13 protein-coding genes are annotated in these 14,563 nt (G+C 63.6%); 9 read left to right on the top strand and 4 right to left on the bottom strand.

Annotated features, from left to right (window positions below; translation table 11 throughout):
- Positions 1-2: 2 nt before the first annotated feature.
- Positions 3-1,901 (top strand): molecular chaperone HtpG, encoded by a 1,899-nt coding sequence (htpG, locus tag P0D73_RS19605; RefSeq protein WP_132375394.1) that lies wholly within the window; start codon positions 3-5, stop codon positions 1,899-1,901.
- A gap of 145 nt (positions 1,902-2,046) precedes the next feature.
- Here the strand turns inward: htpG and P0D73_RS19600 are convergent, their stop codons facing one another.
- Positions 2,047-2,328 carry a hypothetical protein gene (locus P0D73_RS19600; protein ID WP_408177963.1) on the bottom strand — a complete coding sequence of 94 codons (282 nt, stop codon included), beginning with the start codon at positions 2,326-2,328 and terminating at the stop codon, positions 2,047-2,049.
- 261 nt (positions 2,329-2,589) lie between these two features.
- Between P0D73_RS19600 and P0D73_RS19595 the strand changes: the two genes are divergently transcribed.
- Together P0D73_RS19595 and P0D73_RS19590 are read left to right on the top strand one after the other, a co-directional pair.
- Positions 2,590-4,398, top strand: coding sequence for a tetratricopeptide repeat protein (locus P0D73_RS19595; RefSeq protein WP_408432588.1), 1,809 nt, complete (start codon positions 2,590-2,592; stop codon positions 4,396-4,398).
- A gap of 44 nt (positions 4,399-4,442) precedes the next feature.
- Positions 4,443-6,266 carry a tetratricopeptide repeat protein gene (locus tag P0D73_RS19590; protein WP_408432586.1) on the top strand — a complete coding sequence of 608 codons (1,824 nt, stop codon included), beginning with the start codon at positions 4,443-4,445 and terminating at the stop codon, positions 6,264-6,266.
- Between the two features lie 63 nt (positions 6,267-6,329).
- Here the strand turns inward: P0D73_RS19590 and P0D73_RS19585 are convergent, their stop codons facing one another.
- The gene (locus P0D73_RS19585; protein ID WP_408432584.1) at positions 6,330-6,836 is read right to left on the bottom strand and encodes an OmpA family protein; all 507 of its coding nucleotides are present in this window, start codon (positions 6,834-6,836) and stop codon (positions 6,330-6,332) included.
- A gap of 240 nt (positions 6,837-7,076) precedes the next feature.
- Between P0D73_RS19585 and P0D73_RS19580 the strand changes: the two genes are divergently transcribed.
- From P0D73_RS19580 to P0D73_RS19555, 6 genes are all read left to right on the top strand, one after another.
- Positions 7,077-7,760 (top strand): chorismate--pyruvate lyase family protein, encoded by a 684-nt coding sequence (locus P0D73_RS19580; RefSeq protein ID WP_408432582.1) that lies wholly within the window; start codon positions 7,077-7,079, stop codon positions 7,758-7,760.
- The gene (locus P0D73_RS19575; RefSeq protein WP_132375388.1) at positions 7,760-8,233 is read left to right on the top strand and encodes a DNA-deoxyinosine glycosylase; all 474 of its coding nucleotides are present in this window, start codon (positions 7,760-7,762) and stop codon (positions 8,231-8,233) included. The genes P0D73_RS19580 and P0D73_RS19575 overlap by 1 nt, the downstream gene beginning before the upstream one ends.
- Complete coding sequence (locus P0D73_RS19570; protein ID WP_408177968.1) at positions 8,230-9,171, top strand: class I SAM-dependent methyltransferase; 942 nt, start codon at positions 8,230-8,232, stop codon at positions 9,169-9,171. Before P0D73_RS19575 ends, P0D73_RS19570 begins: the two co-directional genes overlap by 4 nt.
- Positions 9,172-9,579: 408 nt before the next feature.
- The gene (locus P0D73_RS19565; RefSeq protein ID WP_132375386.1) at positions 9,580-9,819 is read left to right on the top strand and encodes a DUF3311 domain-containing protein; all 240 of its coding nucleotides are present in this window, start codon (positions 9,580-9,582) and stop codon (positions 9,817-9,819) included.
- Positions 9,819-11,369 carry a monocarboxylate uptake permease MctP gene (mctP, locus tag P0D73_RS19560; protein WP_132375385.1) on the top strand — a complete coding sequence of 517 codons (1,551 nt, stop codon included), beginning with the start codon at positions 9,819-9,821 and terminating at the stop codon, positions 11,367-11,369. The genes P0D73_RS19565 and mctP overlap by 1 nt, the downstream gene beginning before the upstream one ends.
- Before the next feature lie 164 nt (positions 11,370-11,533).
- Positions 11,534-12,658, top strand: coding sequence for an FUSC family protein (locus P0D73_RS19555; protein WP_408315353.1), 1,125 nt, complete (start codon positions 11,534-11,536; stop codon positions 12,656-12,658).
- A gap of 22 nt (positions 12,659-12,680) precedes the next feature.
- Here the strand turns inward: P0D73_RS19555 and P0D73_RS19550 are convergent, their stop codons facing one another.
- A complete protein-coding gene (locus P0D73_RS19550; protein WP_132375383.1) occupies positions 12,681-13,094 on the bottom strand; it encodes a VOC family protein in 414 nt (137 codons plus the stop codon).
- 481 nt (positions 13,095-13,575) lie between these two features.
- On the bottom strand, positions 13,576-14,529 hold the full coding sequence (gene tal / locus P0D73_RS19545; RefSeq protein ID WP_408432580.1) for a transaldolase: 954 nt from the start codon (positions 14,527-14,529) through the stop codon (positions 13,576-13,578).
- Positions 14,530-14,563: the final 34 nt, after the last annotated feature.

The following is a 14,563-nucleotide window of genomic DNA, read 5'->3' as shown; positions in this document are numbered from 1 at the left end:
CCATGGCACAAGAAACCATGAGCTTTCAGGCAGAAGTGAAACAGCTTCTGCACCTGATGATCCATTCGCTGTACAGCAACAAGGAAATTTTCCTGCGCGAGCTGATTTCGAACGCGTCCGACGCGGCCGACAAGCTGCGCTTCGAAGCGATCGAAAACAGCGCGTTGTACGAAAACGATCCGAACCTGCGGATTCGCGTGTCGTACGACAAGGCCGCGCGCACCATCACGCTCGACGACAACGGCATCGGCATGAGTCGCGACGAAGCGATCGCCAACCTCGGCACGATTGCGCGCTCGGGCACCAAGGAATTCTTCGGCAAGCTCTCCGGCGACCAGCAGAAAGACGCGGCGCTGATCGGCCAGTTCGGCGTGGGCTTCTATTCGGGCTTTATCGTCGCGGACAAGATCACGGTCGAAACGCGCCGCGCCGGTTTGCCGGCCTCGGAAGGCGTGCGCTGGGAAAGCGCGGGCGAGGGCGACTTCGCCGTCGAGCAGATCGAGCGCGCCGCGCGCGGCACGACCATCACGCTGCATCTGCGTGCGGATGAAGACGACCTGCTGTCGTCGCATCGTCTGAAATCGATCATCCAGAAGTACTCCGACCACGTCGCGCTGCCGATCCTGATGCAGAAGGAAGAGTGGGACGCGGAAAAGAGCGAGATGGTCACCAAGGACGAGGACGAGACCGTCAATCAGGCCAGTGCGCTGTGGACCCGCGCGAAGAACGACATCACCGACGAACAGTACAAGCAGTTCTATCAGCATCTCTCGCACGACCATCAGGATCCGCTCACGTGGACGCATAATCGCGTGGAAGGCCGCAGCGAGTACACGCAATTGCTGTACGTGCCGACCCACGCGCCGTTCGACATGTTCAACCGCGACTATCGCGGCGGCCTGAAGCTGTACGTGAAGCGCGTGTTCATCATGGACGACGCCGAGCAACTGCTTCCGGCGTATCTGCGCTTCGTGAAGGGCGTGGTCGATTCGGCGGATTTGCCGCTGAACGTGTCGCGCGAAATCTTGCAGGAAAGCCGCGACGTGAAGGCGATCCGCGAAGGCGTGACCAAGCGTTCGCTGTCGATGCTCGAAGAACTGGCCAACTCGGATAACGAGGCGGACAAGGAAAAGTACGCCGGTTTCTGGAAGGAATTCGGCCAGGTGCTGAAGGAAGGCATCGGCGAAGACTTTGCCAATCGCGAGCGGATCGCGAAGCTCGTGCGCTTTGCGTCGACGCATACGGACACGCCGGAGCAGACCGTGTCGCTTGCCGACTACGTCGCGCGTATGAAGCCCGAGCAGACCAAGATCTACTACGTGACCGCCGACACCTGGCAGGCCGCGACCCACAGCCCGCACCTCGAAGTGTTCCGCAAGAAGGGCGTGGAAGTGCTTCTGCTGACCGACCGCGTGGATGAGTGGATCCTGTCGTTCCTGAACGAATTCGAAGGCAAGCCGCTGCAAAGCGTGGCGCGCGGCGACCTCGATCTGGGCGCGCTGAACGACGAGGAAAAGCAGGCGCAGGAAAAGGTCGGCGAAGAGTTCAAGCCGCTCGTCGAGAAAATGAAGGAGGCGCTGAAGGACAAGGCCAAGGACGTGCGTCTCACGTTCCGCCTGACCGATTCGCCGTCTTGCCTCGTTGCCGACGACGGCGAAATGAGCGGCTATCTGCAACGCATGCTCAAGGCCGCGGGCCAGCAAGCGCCGTCGTTCCATCCGATTCTCGAAGTGAATCCGGAGCACGCGCTGGTGAAGGGCTTGCATGCGGACAGCGCGAACTTCGACGACTGGTGCCATCTGCTGTTCGATCAGGCATTGCTCGCCGAAGGCGGCGCGCTGGACGATCCGGCGAGCTTCGTGAAGCGCACCAATGCGCTGCTGCTGGCGCGCGCGAATTGAGCGTGGGTCGAGTTTGATTACGCGGCGTCTTACTGACGCCTGGAGTTGAAAGATGCGCTGCTTCGGCAGCGCATTTTTTTTGCCTGGTGTAGCGTGATGGAGCGAAGCGCAGTTGACTCCGCTTCAGCCGCCTCAGGACGAGTGCTTAACGCGCGGGCACCGATTCATCCAGATGGCGCACTTGCGAGAGCACGCAACCGGCCAACTCTTTTGCCTCGTGACACGAAGTGTGATCGGCCAGCACTTTCGCCGCGAGACTGCCGATGGCCTTGCTGGTCTGTTTCGAAGTGTGGTGTTGCGCCAGCGCTGAGCCCGCCAGTTCTTTTTCCAGTTGCGCGACACCCGCGCGCCGTAGAACGACCGCAGCCAGATGAGCGATGCGGTCGGACGTTTCCTTCAATTTTTCAGTATTCAAACGTTGCTCCATGCTGTAGTTGATCAAACTGATCGACTAACGGGCGTTACTCGCAGTCGACTGAAATTAATTATGGTTAACTAACTAAATAGAATCAACGTCATTAAATTGAGATTGATTTATGAGATGTGAAAACGTGGTTTTGTCTTATGCTCGCGCGATTTTTATTCGGAGGCTTGAAGGATTATTTCCAATCTATAGGCATTGAAATCACCGGGTCTTATTTTTGTGATTACGCCTTCGCGCATGACAACAACAACGCTCTGAACTCCCATGTCCGATTCCGCCCTGGCAGTACCTCTCGATTCCGTTCATCTCCTGTGGTCGATCCTGCGCGAGCAAGGTTTCGATGCCGCCGCGCGTCGCGCGGTCGAATTCGCCGTGGCCGGCGCAACGCCGCAGTTGCACGCCGACTTGTGCGCGAGCGCGGGGCGTTTCGAAGAGGCGTATCACAGCGCGTCGCAGGCGCAAGCGTGCGCGAACGGAGCGCGCCATGCGCGGGTCGCGCTGTTCGCCGACGCGCTCGGCTCCGCCAGCGCCGCGCAGCGCAACAGCGAGCGCGCGGTGGCCGTGCAGCCGGTCGAGGCAACGATCGACTGGGTCGTGTGGTTGATCGAGACGTGCGGCGCGCAGTCGGCGGCCGCGCGGATCTTGCGTGCCTATGAGCGTCGAGCGCCGCAGGACGCGCGCGCGCCGTGGTGGTTGTCGATCGCGTTGGCGGCGCTGCCTAGCACGAGCGCGCGGGACGAGCGTCGCGCCGCGTTGTTGCGGGCGTACGCGCTCGACCCCTCGGTCGATCCGGCGGTGCCGCTGCAACTCGTGCTGGCGTTACGCGAAGTGCGCGATTGGCCGATGGTCGAGCGTATCTGCCGCGAAAGGCTTGCGCGCAATCCCGCCGATGCGGAGATGGCGTGGCAACTCAGTCACGCGCAATGGCAGTGCAACGACGCGCCAGCGGCGGAGGCCACGATGCGCGCCGTGGACGCCGTCGCGCCCGGCAACGCGGACGTGCTGGCGGCCATCGGCATGTATCTGAACGAGCAGGCGCGCTACGAGGACAGCGAGGCGGCACTGCGTGCGGCGCTCGCGATCGATCCGTCGGCGGTGCAGGCAGCGGTCGATCTCGCGGACCTGGAACTACGGCGCGGCGATTGGTCGAGCGCGTGGCCGCGTTTCGAGGCGCGTCTTGCGCGCGAAGACCGCCAGCAGAACAACATCGTCAGCGTGATGATGCGTTTGTGTCCGCGCTGGCATGGCGAAGCGCTCAGCGGCAAGACCCTGATCGTGCACAGCGAGCAGGGCAGCGGCGACGACATCCAGATGGTCCGCTTGGTTCCGTATCTGGCGGCACGTGTGCGTGACGAAGGCGGACGGCTGGCGCTCGCCGTGCGTCGCGCGTTGCAACCGCTGTTTGCGCGTTCCTACGCGGACTGCGTGTCGATCGAAGAAGGTCCGCTCGGCTCACCGGATTACGCTTTGCCGCTCATGAGCCTGCCACTCGTGCTCGGTCTGGAACCGGAGCAGATCCGCGGCGCGCCTTATCTGCAGGCCGATGCGTCGAAGGTCGCGGCGTGGCGCGAACGGATCAGCGCGCACGCGCCCGATGCGATGTGGCACATCGGTCTCGTGTGGTCGGGCAGCCCGACGCATCGGCGCGACGCCAAGCGATCGATTCCGCTTGCGGCACTGGCGCCGCTGCTGAGGCTGCCGGATGTCGTATTCCACCCGCTCACGCCTGGACGCCACGCCGATGTGACGGCGCTGGCCGCGCAGGGTTTTCGTCTGTGCGATCTGACCGGCGATTACGAAGACGGCTTCGCCGATGTGGCGGCGCATCTCGCCGCACTAGACGCACTCGTGACTATCGACAGCGCACCGTTGCATCTCGGCGGCGCGTTAGGGCATCGCGTGTTCGCAATGCTCGATCACGTTTCGCATTGGTCGTGGGGCAACGAGGAGACGCAGCCCTGGTATGACTCGGTCGAACTGTTCCGACAGCCGCAGCCTGCCCAGTGGGCGCCGGTGGTCGAGCGCGTGGCCACGCGTCTGAAGACGATGATGGCGCCGGACCGGACAGCTTGAGCGGCGCAAGCCACCCCACGTTGAGCAACTCACGCAACTGATCGATGTCGATGCACGAACCCGAATTCCCACTCCATACCAGCGCCTCCAACGATGTCGGCGCGATCACCGCGCGTGCCGATGCCTGCTTCGCCGCGGGGCGCCATCGCGAAGCGATTGCCGGCTACGAGCGCGTTCTCGCCGAACAACCGCGCAACGTGCACGCGCTCCATCGTCTCGGCCTCGCCTCATTTCGCGTCGAGCGGCCCGAACTTTCGCGCGAGTATCTCGATCAGGCATTGAGCGTCGCGCCTGAGCGCGCGGATATCTGGGAGCATCGCGGCTTGATCGCCGCGCTGGGCGGCGAGCTGACGGCCGCCGAAGCGTTTTACCATCGCGCGATGGACCTGGATGGCGGCACTGCGAGCCTGCATCGGAATCTCGGCGATTGCCTGAAGCTTGCGAAGCGTCTCGTCGAAGCGCGCGGACACTACCTCGAGGCGCTCGAACTCGAGCCGGCATTGCATCATGCCGTTCGCGCGCTCGCACAGATCAGTACGGAGCTCGAACGTTATCAGGACGCCGCGGACTACTGGCTGCATGCGTGGACGCTCGACTCGACGCACCTGACGGACGCGCTCGAACTGATTGCGGCGTTGTCGAGAGCGCAGCGCGGTGCGGGGATCGACGGCGTGCTCGTCGAGCTGCGCGCTCGCTTCGGCGGCGACGCATCCGCGCTGCAACAGGTGGCCTTCGCATTGAACGGCGTGGAGCGTTTCAGGGATGCAATCAGCGTCGCCATCGAAGGCCTCGGCGTCGATCCGCACAACGGCTGGCTGCATTACAACGCGTCATTTGCGTTCAATATGCTGGGCGACTTTCCGGCCATGTATGCGCATGCCGTCGAAGCCGCGCGGCTGATGCCCGATCATCCGTCGATGCAGTTCAACCTCGCCGCGGCACAACTGCGCGCGGGCGACTACGAAAACGGCTGGATGCAATACCGCTGGCATGAGGCGCTGCCGGAAAATCACGATCTGGTTCGCCCGCCATATCCGGAGTGGCAAGGCGAGCGGGTGACGGGCCGGCGCTTTCTGCTCGTCGGCGAGCAGGGGCTGGGCGATCAACTGCAGTTCTTGCGCATGGCCGAGTGGTTGCATCGGCGCGGCGCGCAGGTCGACGTCTGGGTCGAGGCTCCGCTGAGCGAAGTAGCGCGCGGAGCGGCCGGCGTGCATGCCGCGTGGACCACGGCGCCGCCCGGACCGTACGACTACTGGTGCCGCATGCTCAGAATGCCGGAGCATATGAAGCTGGACCTGCCGATGCTGCCGCTCGCGACGTCCTATCTGCGAGCGGAGCCGGCGCAAGTGCAACGTTGGCAGAACCACCTCGATGCAATCTGTGCGGCCGATGCGCGCGGTCCGCTCGGAAAACGCGTCGGCATTGTCTGGGCCGGCAATCCGGCGTACGGGCTCGATCGCTATCGTTCGATTCCGTTACGCGAATGGCTGCCGGTTTTGCAGCAGACTGGCCTGCAATGGTTCGCGCTGCAAAAGGGCGAGGCACAGAACGAGGCGGTGGCGTGGCACGCGGATATCGGCATGCACAGGCTCGGGCCGGAGATCGGCACGTTCGCCGACACGCTGGCGATCCTGCAGTCGCTCGATCTGGTGATTACGGTGGACACGGCGGTTGCCCATCTGGCCGGCGCATGCGGCACGCCGGTCTGGGTGCTGGTGCCCACGTTCACCGACTGGCGCTGGATGACGGAGCGCGACGATAGTCCGTGGTATCCGTCGGCGCGTCTGTTCAGGCAGCGCGAGTTGGGGCGTTGGGATACGGTGCTCGACGAGGTCGCACGAGCATTGCGCGATTTTGTCGCTGATTGAAAACCGGGCGGGCTCACACGCGCCCGGGTTTTTATTTAGAGCTGGCCTGGAACTGGTGGCCGTCTACTTCTTTCCCATCAACGTATCCATCGTCTCGCCACGCACGACGATCTCGGTGCGACGATTCAGCGCGCGGCCTTCGGGCGTATCGTTGCTCGCCACCGGATCGTTGTACGCATTGCCCTTCGTGCGAATGCGGCTCGTCGGGATGCCGCGCGCCACCAGCGCGTAGCCCACCGCGGTCGCGCGCGCTTCGGACAGTTGCTGGTTATATTCGAGCGTGCCGACGTTGTCGGTGTAGCCTTCCACGACAATCGGTTTCTTGCTGCGCTTGAGCAGCACGGCCGAGCGATCGATGACCGCGGCGGCGTCGCTGCGCACGTTGGATTTGTTGAAATCGAACAGGGCGGTGTCGGGCAGCTTGACCGCGACACCGCCGGCAACCGGCGCCACCTCGATACCAACGGCCTTGTTCAACGATGTCTCGGTATCGCGGTTCAGTTGCGCCGCGCAACCTGCCATCAGCAGGACAGAGATCGCGCATGCGGTGGTGCTCAGGATGTGCTTCATCTTGGTGTTTTCTCCTTGATTATTCGTTCACATGGCGCGCCATTCGATCGTCGGCGGCCGGCTTTGCAAAGCACGGAGGTTTTATCGCGCGACGCGAGCCGCGGAGAATCGGAACTATCTGAAATCGACGCGGCCGTAGAAGTGCTGCACGACCGCCGTCGTAGTCGATGGAATCTGCTGAAGGGAAAGGCCTGCGCGCTGGCGAATGGTCCGACAGCCGCGCCGTTATAATCCGACACCATGTCTATCCGTTTCGATGCCGCCGACGCCCACTGGCGCGTCGCGCCCTTACCCGGCTTGAGCGCCGCCCAGAAAGACTGGCTGACCCGTGGTGGTTCACTGACCGCGCATCTGCGTGCGCTCGGCGCGGTCGCGGTACGCGTGACGCGCGAAGGCGTCGCGCTGCCGTGGGCCGACGAGAGCGCCGCGCTCGGCCTTGCGCCGCGTGCGCCGGTCTGGGTTCGGGAAGTCGTGCTGTGCGTCGACGGCGTGCCGTTTGTCGCCGCGCATAGCATCGCGCCGCTCGCCGCGAGCGCGGGCGTGTGGCAGGCCATGCGGCGCTTGCGAACGCGACCGCTGGCGGAACTCCTGTATAGCGATAGCAGTGTGGCGCGTTCGTCGCTGGTGAGCCGCAGGTTGACCGCGCGGCACCCGCTCTATCACCTCGCGGCACATGACGTCGACGGGCCGCCGCCGCATGCGCTGGTCGCGCGCCGCTCGGTGTTCGAGCGCCACGGCGCGCCGCTGATGGTCACCGAATGCATGTTGCCGGCGTTATGGACGCATCTGGCGACTCTGTCCGGCGCGAGCAAGTCGGATGAGTGGCTGGCGCATCCGCGGGTTCGCGAACACGGCCGCCCGCTCGAGCACACCGCATCGCGCGCGCATCCCGCAACGCGTGCATCCGACGAACGGAGCCGCTGATGCTGCGCGGCTTTCCTCCCGTCGTCGCCGCGGACACGCATACGCTGATTCTCGGCAGCTTTCCCGGCGAGGCGTCGCTTGCCGCGACGCAGTACTACGCGCATCCACGCAACCAGTTCTGGCGCCTCATCGGCACCGTGCTCGACGAACCGCTCGCCGAACTCAGCTACGAAGAGCGTCTGCGCCGCGTGCTCGCGCACGGCATCGGCGTGTGGGACGTGCTTGCCGCCTGTACGCGCGAAGGCAGTCTCGACGCGGCGATCCGCAATGCCAGCCCCAATGATTTCGCGTCGTTGCGCGCCCACGCGCCGAAGCTCGCGAAAGTCTGCTTCAACGGCAAGACGGCGGGCCGTTTCGCGCCGGTGATCGGTGCGGCGGGCTACGTCACCCTGGTATTGCCTTCGTCGAGTCCGGCGAATGCTATGCTCTCGTTCGACCAAAAATTGCGTCTTTGGCGCGACATCCTTACATGACGAAATTGATCAAGCGCGCTTCGGCTGAAGCGCGTGCCTTCCGCAACCGCGACGCTGACGTCGCCGGCGGTAAACAAAAAACGCAAAAAACGCAGAAAAAGCAGAACGCCGCGCGCAACAAACAGCGCGTCTCGCACGACGACGATCTGCACGATGCGCCGCAAATCGAAGCGCCGCGTAAGCCGCGTTTCGCGCCGGTGACGTTCTCGGAAGAGGGCGGCGTGCGCTTTCTGCATTTCGGCACGGAGTGGGTGCAGGGCGCAATGCGTCTGCGCAAGCCGGATCACATCGAACTCGAATACGCGCAGCAGATGATGGCCTGGCTGCTCTTCATCGAAACGCCCAAGCGCATCGTCCAGCTCGGTCTGGGCGCCGCGGCGTTGACCAAGTTCGCGCACCGTTTCCTGAAACGCGCGAAGGTCGAGGCGGTGGAAGTGAACCCGGCGGTCGTGGTGGCCGCGCGCACGATGTTCGAATTGCCGCACGACGACGCCCGTCTGACGGTGCACGAAACCGACGCATGGGACTTCGTCAACGACCGCGCCAACCACGGCACGATCGGCGCGCTGCAGATCGACGTCTATGACGCGACGGCGCGCGGTCCGGTGCTCGACAGCGTCGGCTTCTATCGCGCGGTGCGCGCGTGCCTGACCGACGCGGGCGTGGTGACGGTGAACCTGTTCGGCGATCACCCGAGCTTCGTGCGCAATATGAAGCGTTTGAACGAAGCCTTCGACGGCCGCGTGGTCGCGCTGCCGGAAGTGCACGACGGCAACCGCATCGCGATCGCGTTTTCGGGTCCGGCGCTCGAGGTGCCGTTCACGGCGCTGCAAGCGCGCGCCAAGTTGATCGAAGCGGAACTCGGTCTGCCAGCGCGCAAGTGGATCAAGGGTCTGCAGGAATCGACCGGACAGACCGGCGTCTCGTTCTCGGTATGATTGCGACGACCTAGGCGGTCGGGCCGCGCAAGCCGGTCCGATCCAAAGCAGTGCATGGACTGAACACCGCCGTCGGTGTGCCGCTCGCCGTTGCGCCCACGCGACGCTCGCCGCCGTCATCCATCGCGCATTGAACAGCCGGTCCTCTTCCTCGCGAAGCGGGCCGGCCTGTCAGACCCAAGCCACGCGGCCTTACGCGCCCCGCTGCAGCGCTTCAAATACGCCCGTCGAAACAGCGTCCCACTGGCCCGTGAAAGCACGCTCGTGCTGGGGTCGTCCCTGCTTGACCGCGCGTTCGCCGCTCCTATACTCTTTCGAAGCTTTCGGGGCGCCCGTGGCCATCCGCTATGGGATCCACCTCCCGTCAAACACGGGCCGACATTTCAATAATAGGGAAGAGGAGACGTCATGGCTCACGACGCCGACGCGAACAAGGCCAGTAAGCACTGGCTCTGGTTGCTGCTGTTGCCCTGGATCGCGATGATCTGGGTGCCGTCATATAACAAGGTCGAACCGGTGCTGTTCGACTTTCCGTTCTTCTACTGGTATCAGCTCCTGTGGGTGCTGATCAGCGCAGTCATCACGGCGCTCGTGTACTTCAAGACCAAGACGCGCTCCAGCGGCCGTCCGCAGGGGGGCGCACGATAATGAACGCCATTGCAACTTTCGTCTTCGTTCTGTTTTTCATCGGCGTCACGATTCTCGGCTTTATCGCGGCTCACTGGCGGCGCGGCGATCTCGCGCATCTGGAAGAGTGGGGCCTCGGCGGGCGGCGCTTCGGCACCATCGTCACGTGGTTCCTGCTGGGCGGCGACCTGTACACCGCGTACACCTTCATCGCCGTGCCGGCGCTGGTGTTCGGTGCGGGCGCAACCGGTTTCTTCGCGTTGCCGTACACGATCCTGATCTATCCGTTCGCGTTCGTGGTGTTCCCGAAACTGTGGAGCATCGCCAAACGTCAGGGCTACGTCACATCGGCGGACTTCGTTTCGGCGCGCTATGGCAGCCGTATGCTCGCTCTGGCGATCGCCGTGACCGGCATCGTCGCGACCATGCCGTACATCGCGCTGCAACTGGTCGGTATCGAAGTGGTGATCGGCGCGCTCGGTTTCGACACCAAGGGCTTCGTCGGCGATCTGCCGCTGATCATCGCGTTCGCGATCCTGGCGGCCTACACGTACACCTCGGGTCTGCGCGCGCCGGCCATGATCGCGGTGGTCAAGGACGTGCTGATCTACATCACGATCTTCGCCGCGATCATCGTGATTCCGCCGCAACTGGGCGGCTTCGGCCACATCTTCAGCGTGGTGCCGCCGGCCAAGCTGCTGCTCAAAGCGCCGGACGTCTCGAGCCTGAACGGCTACAGCGCGTACGCGACGCTCGCGGTGGGTTCGGCGCTCGCGCTGTTCCTGTACCCGCACTCGATCACGGCGGTGCTGTCGTCGAAGTCGGGTAACACGATCCGCCGCAATATGGCGATGCTGCCGGCTTATTCGCTGGTGCTCGGCCTGCTCGCGCTGCTCGGCTACATGGCGCTTGCCTCGGGTGTGAAGGACATGCCGGAGTTTGCGCCGTACTTCAAGGCATTCGGCCCGAACTTCGCGGTGCCGGCGCTGTTCCTGCATTACTTCCCGTCGTGGTTCGTCGGTGTGGCGTTCGCAGCGATCGGCATCGGCGCGCTGGTGCCGGCGGCGATCATGTCGATCGCGGCCGCGAACCTGTACACGCGCAACATCCACAAGGAGTTCGTCAACCGCAACATGACGCATGAACAGGAGACCAATGTCGCAAAGCTGGTCTCGCTGATCGTCAAGGTCGGCGCGGTGGCGTTCATTCTCGGCCTGCCGCTCACGTACGCGATCCAGTTGCAGCTGCTCGGCGGTATCTGGATCATCCAGACGTTGCCGGCGATCGTGCTGGGTCTGTACACGCGCGTGCTCGACTACCGGGGCCTGCTGATCGGCTGGGCGGTCGGCATCGCAACCGGCACGTGGATGGCGATTTCGCTGAAGCTGGCCGGCTCGATCTTCACGATCCACCTGTTCGGCATGGCGATTCCGGGCTATGCCGCGGTGTGGTCGCTGATCGTAAACCTGGTGGTGGCGGTGGTGGTGAGCCTGCTGGTGCGCGCGGCCGGCATGCAGCGCGCCGAAGACCGCACCCGTCCGGAAGACTATCTGGACGTGGTCGAAAGCTGATCACGCCTGCTTGATGTCGTGCCGCTTCACGGGGTTCGACAAACTGAAAACCGCAACGCCCGCACACGAAAGTGTGCGGGCGTTTGTCTTGCCGACGTTTGTCCTAATGAGGCACTCCAGGGCAGGATAGCGGAACCGTCCTCCACCGCATCGAGCGCGCCGCCATGGCTTCTGCCGATTCCCACACCGTGATTCCACGCCGCTCGGCCCTTAGCCGGATGGTTCGCGCGGTTACGTCGCCTTACTACCGTTATCGCCACGCCAAGGTGCTGCACAGTCTGCGCGTCGGGCTGGCCATGCTGGTTTCGATTCTGGCGACCACCGGGATCGACATTCCGCACGGCATCTGGTCGTCGGTCACTTTGCTGGTGGTGATCGGCGGCTTGCAGCATCACGGCAATATCCGCAAGAAGGCAGCCGAACGGGCGGCGGGCACGTTGCTCGGGGCGTCGATCGGGCTTTCGCTGATCGTGTTGCAGAACCTCACCGGGTCGGCGCCGCTCACCTATGTGCTGATGTCGATCGTCGCGGGCATCTGCGCGTGGTTCGCGATCGGCTCGTCAGGCTATATCGGGCTGTTGACGGCGATCACCATGTGCATCGTCGCGGGTCACGGCGACAACCTGATCGACGTCGGCCTGTGGCGCACGCTGAACGTGCTGATCGGCATTGTGATCGCGCTGGCGTTTTCGTTCGCGCTGCCGCTGCATGCCACCTATTCGTGGCGCTACGGGCTCGCGACGAATCTGCGCGAATGCGCGCGCGTCTACACGCGGCTGCTGGAAGGCGAGACGATCAGCGAGGAAGAGCAGGTCAAGCGCTTTCTGGCGATCAACAAGCGGCTCGTGCAATTGCGCTCGCTGATGCCTTCGGTGGCGAAGGAAATCGACGTGCCGCAGTCGAAGCTCGAAGAGATTCAGCGGCTGCACCGCTCGGTGCTCAGTTCGCTGGAGCTGCTCGCCACGGGTCCGCTGATGCACGCCGACGCCACGGCGCGCGCCGCGTACGCCGAGCAATGCGGCGTGGAGGTGCGCACCGTGCGCTCGATTCTGCTGGCGATGGCGCGCGGCCTGCGCTTTGGCCGGGCGACACACTTCGGCATTCCGGCCGCATCGCCGCTCGCGCAGAGGCACGGCGACGCGGCGCTCAAGCTGCCGACCGAATTTCAGGGGCCGTATTGGCTCGGACAGCGGCTTGCCGAACAAGTGGACCGGCTGCGCGAGTTGTTGCTGGAAACCGAGCCGAACTGGAACATCGAACGGCATTCAAGGACTTTGCTGAAGGCTTAGGTGCGGCTGCGACCCTCAACGCTCAGCCCTCCGGCACCGTCACCATCCACATGAGACCGAAGCGATCGACCACCATCCCGAAGCCCTTGCTCCAGAAAGTCGGCTGAAACGGCAGCGTCACCTGGCCGCCGTCGGCGAGCGCATTGAAGTACTTTTCGGCGGAGGCGGCGTCGTCGGCGGTGAGTGACAGGCTGAAGCCGTTCATCGTAGCCGAGGGATCGCAATGTCCGTCGGATGCCATCCAGTCGGTCGAACCCATCCGCACGTTAGCGTGCATGATCTTTTCTTCGAGACCCGGCCGCGGCTGGTTTTGCGGATCGGGCGGCGCCTCCTTGTAGCGCATCTTGAAGGTCACCTGAGCGCCGAGTTTCGCGCAGTAATAGTCGAGCGCTTCTTCGCAGCGCCCGTTAAAAAATACGTAAGGTTGAACCAGCATGATCGTCTCCGGAAAGGGTGAGCAGCGCGATATCCCCGCAACAAGCAACGCAAGAGTCCTAGGGTTGAAGAAGTACCGCGACGGCGCGCGCAGCGCCGCCGGAAGAATGAGTGCCTTGTCACGAGCGCACAATGCGCGAGGGCACCGATTCCAGATGCACCACTACCGTGGCTACGCGGGGAGCCCGCTTAAGGGTTGGCGGTGTAAAGCGGCTTTCTTTGCCTACTTTCTTTGCCGCGGCAAAGAAAGTAGGTGCCGCCCCGCACAGGGGCAACGCTAATAGACCACCGTGAATCGCCCTTGCAGAAGATTCTAGTCGCCCGTCAGGCGTTACTTGTGACTATATGTCGTAGGCGCGGCGGTCCATGACGCGGGTCAAACGCAACCACAACCGCCGAAGGTCGGTAAACGGCACACGGCCCGGAACCGTGAAGTCCAAGGCCGTGTGTTTTGCGCGCCAGCCAAGCGGCGCGAGCAAAGCTTAACGCAACGCTTCGATCAGCTTTTCCAGCTTGACCGCGTCCGCAGCGAAGGCGCGAATCCCTTCGGCGAGCTTTTCAGTTGCCATGGCTTCGTCATTGACGAGGAAACGGAACGACGCTTCGTCGACCGGCACGCGTTCGATATCCGCACCTTTGGCGATATCCGGCGACAGCTTGCGCTCCACCTTATCGGTGCTGTCCTGCAGCTTTTGCAGCAAATCCGGGCTGATGGTCAGCAGATCGCAGCCGGCCAGTTCCAGAACCTGACCCGGCGTGCGGAAGCTCGCGCCCATCACCTCGGTCTTGTAGCCGAACTTCTTGTAGTACGCGTAAATGCGGCGCACCGATTTGACGCCCGGGTCGTTGGCGCCGCCGTCTTTCGCTTCGTCCCACGCGCTGCCGGCATTCTTTTTGTACCAGTCGTAAATCCGGCCGACGAACGGCGAGATCAGTTGCGCGCCCGCTTCGGCGCAGGCGGCCGCCTGGGCGAGCGAGAACAGCAGCGTCATGTTGCAGTGGATGCCTTCCTTCTGCAGCACTTCCGCCGCGCGGACGCCTTCCCAAGTGGAAGCCAGCTTGATCAGCACGCGTTCGCGGCCAATGCCGTGCTCCTTGTACAGCGAGATCAGTTCGCGGCCCTTGGCGATCGAGGCTTGCGTGTCGAACGAGAGGCGCGCATCGACTTCCGTCGACACGCGGCCCGGAATGATCTTGAGAATTTCGGTGCCGAAGGCGATCAGCAACTGGTCGATGACGGCGCCGACCGGCTTCGACGCGTGCGCCTTCACGGTCTTTTCGAGCAGCGGCTTGTAGTCGTCTTTCTGCACCGCTTTCAGAATCAGCGACGGATTGGTGGTCGCGTCCTGCGGCTTGTACTGGGCAAGCTGCTGGAAGTCGCCGGTATCGGCCACGACGGTGGTGTATTGCTTGAGTTGATCGAGTGCGGTTGTCATGTTCGAGCCTTCAGGGCGCGTGCGCGCCGTGGTT

Origin of the sequence: Paraburkholderia sp. RL18-101-BIB-B (genome assembly GCF_046026985.1) — a bacterium.
In the GTDB taxonomy this organism is placed as follows: domain Bacteria; phylum Pseudomonadota; class Gammaproteobacteria; order Burkholderiales; family Burkholderiaceae; genus Paraburkholderia.
Note: the sequence above shows the minus strand (reverse complement) of the source record. Positions and strands in the feature narration are given on the sequence as shown.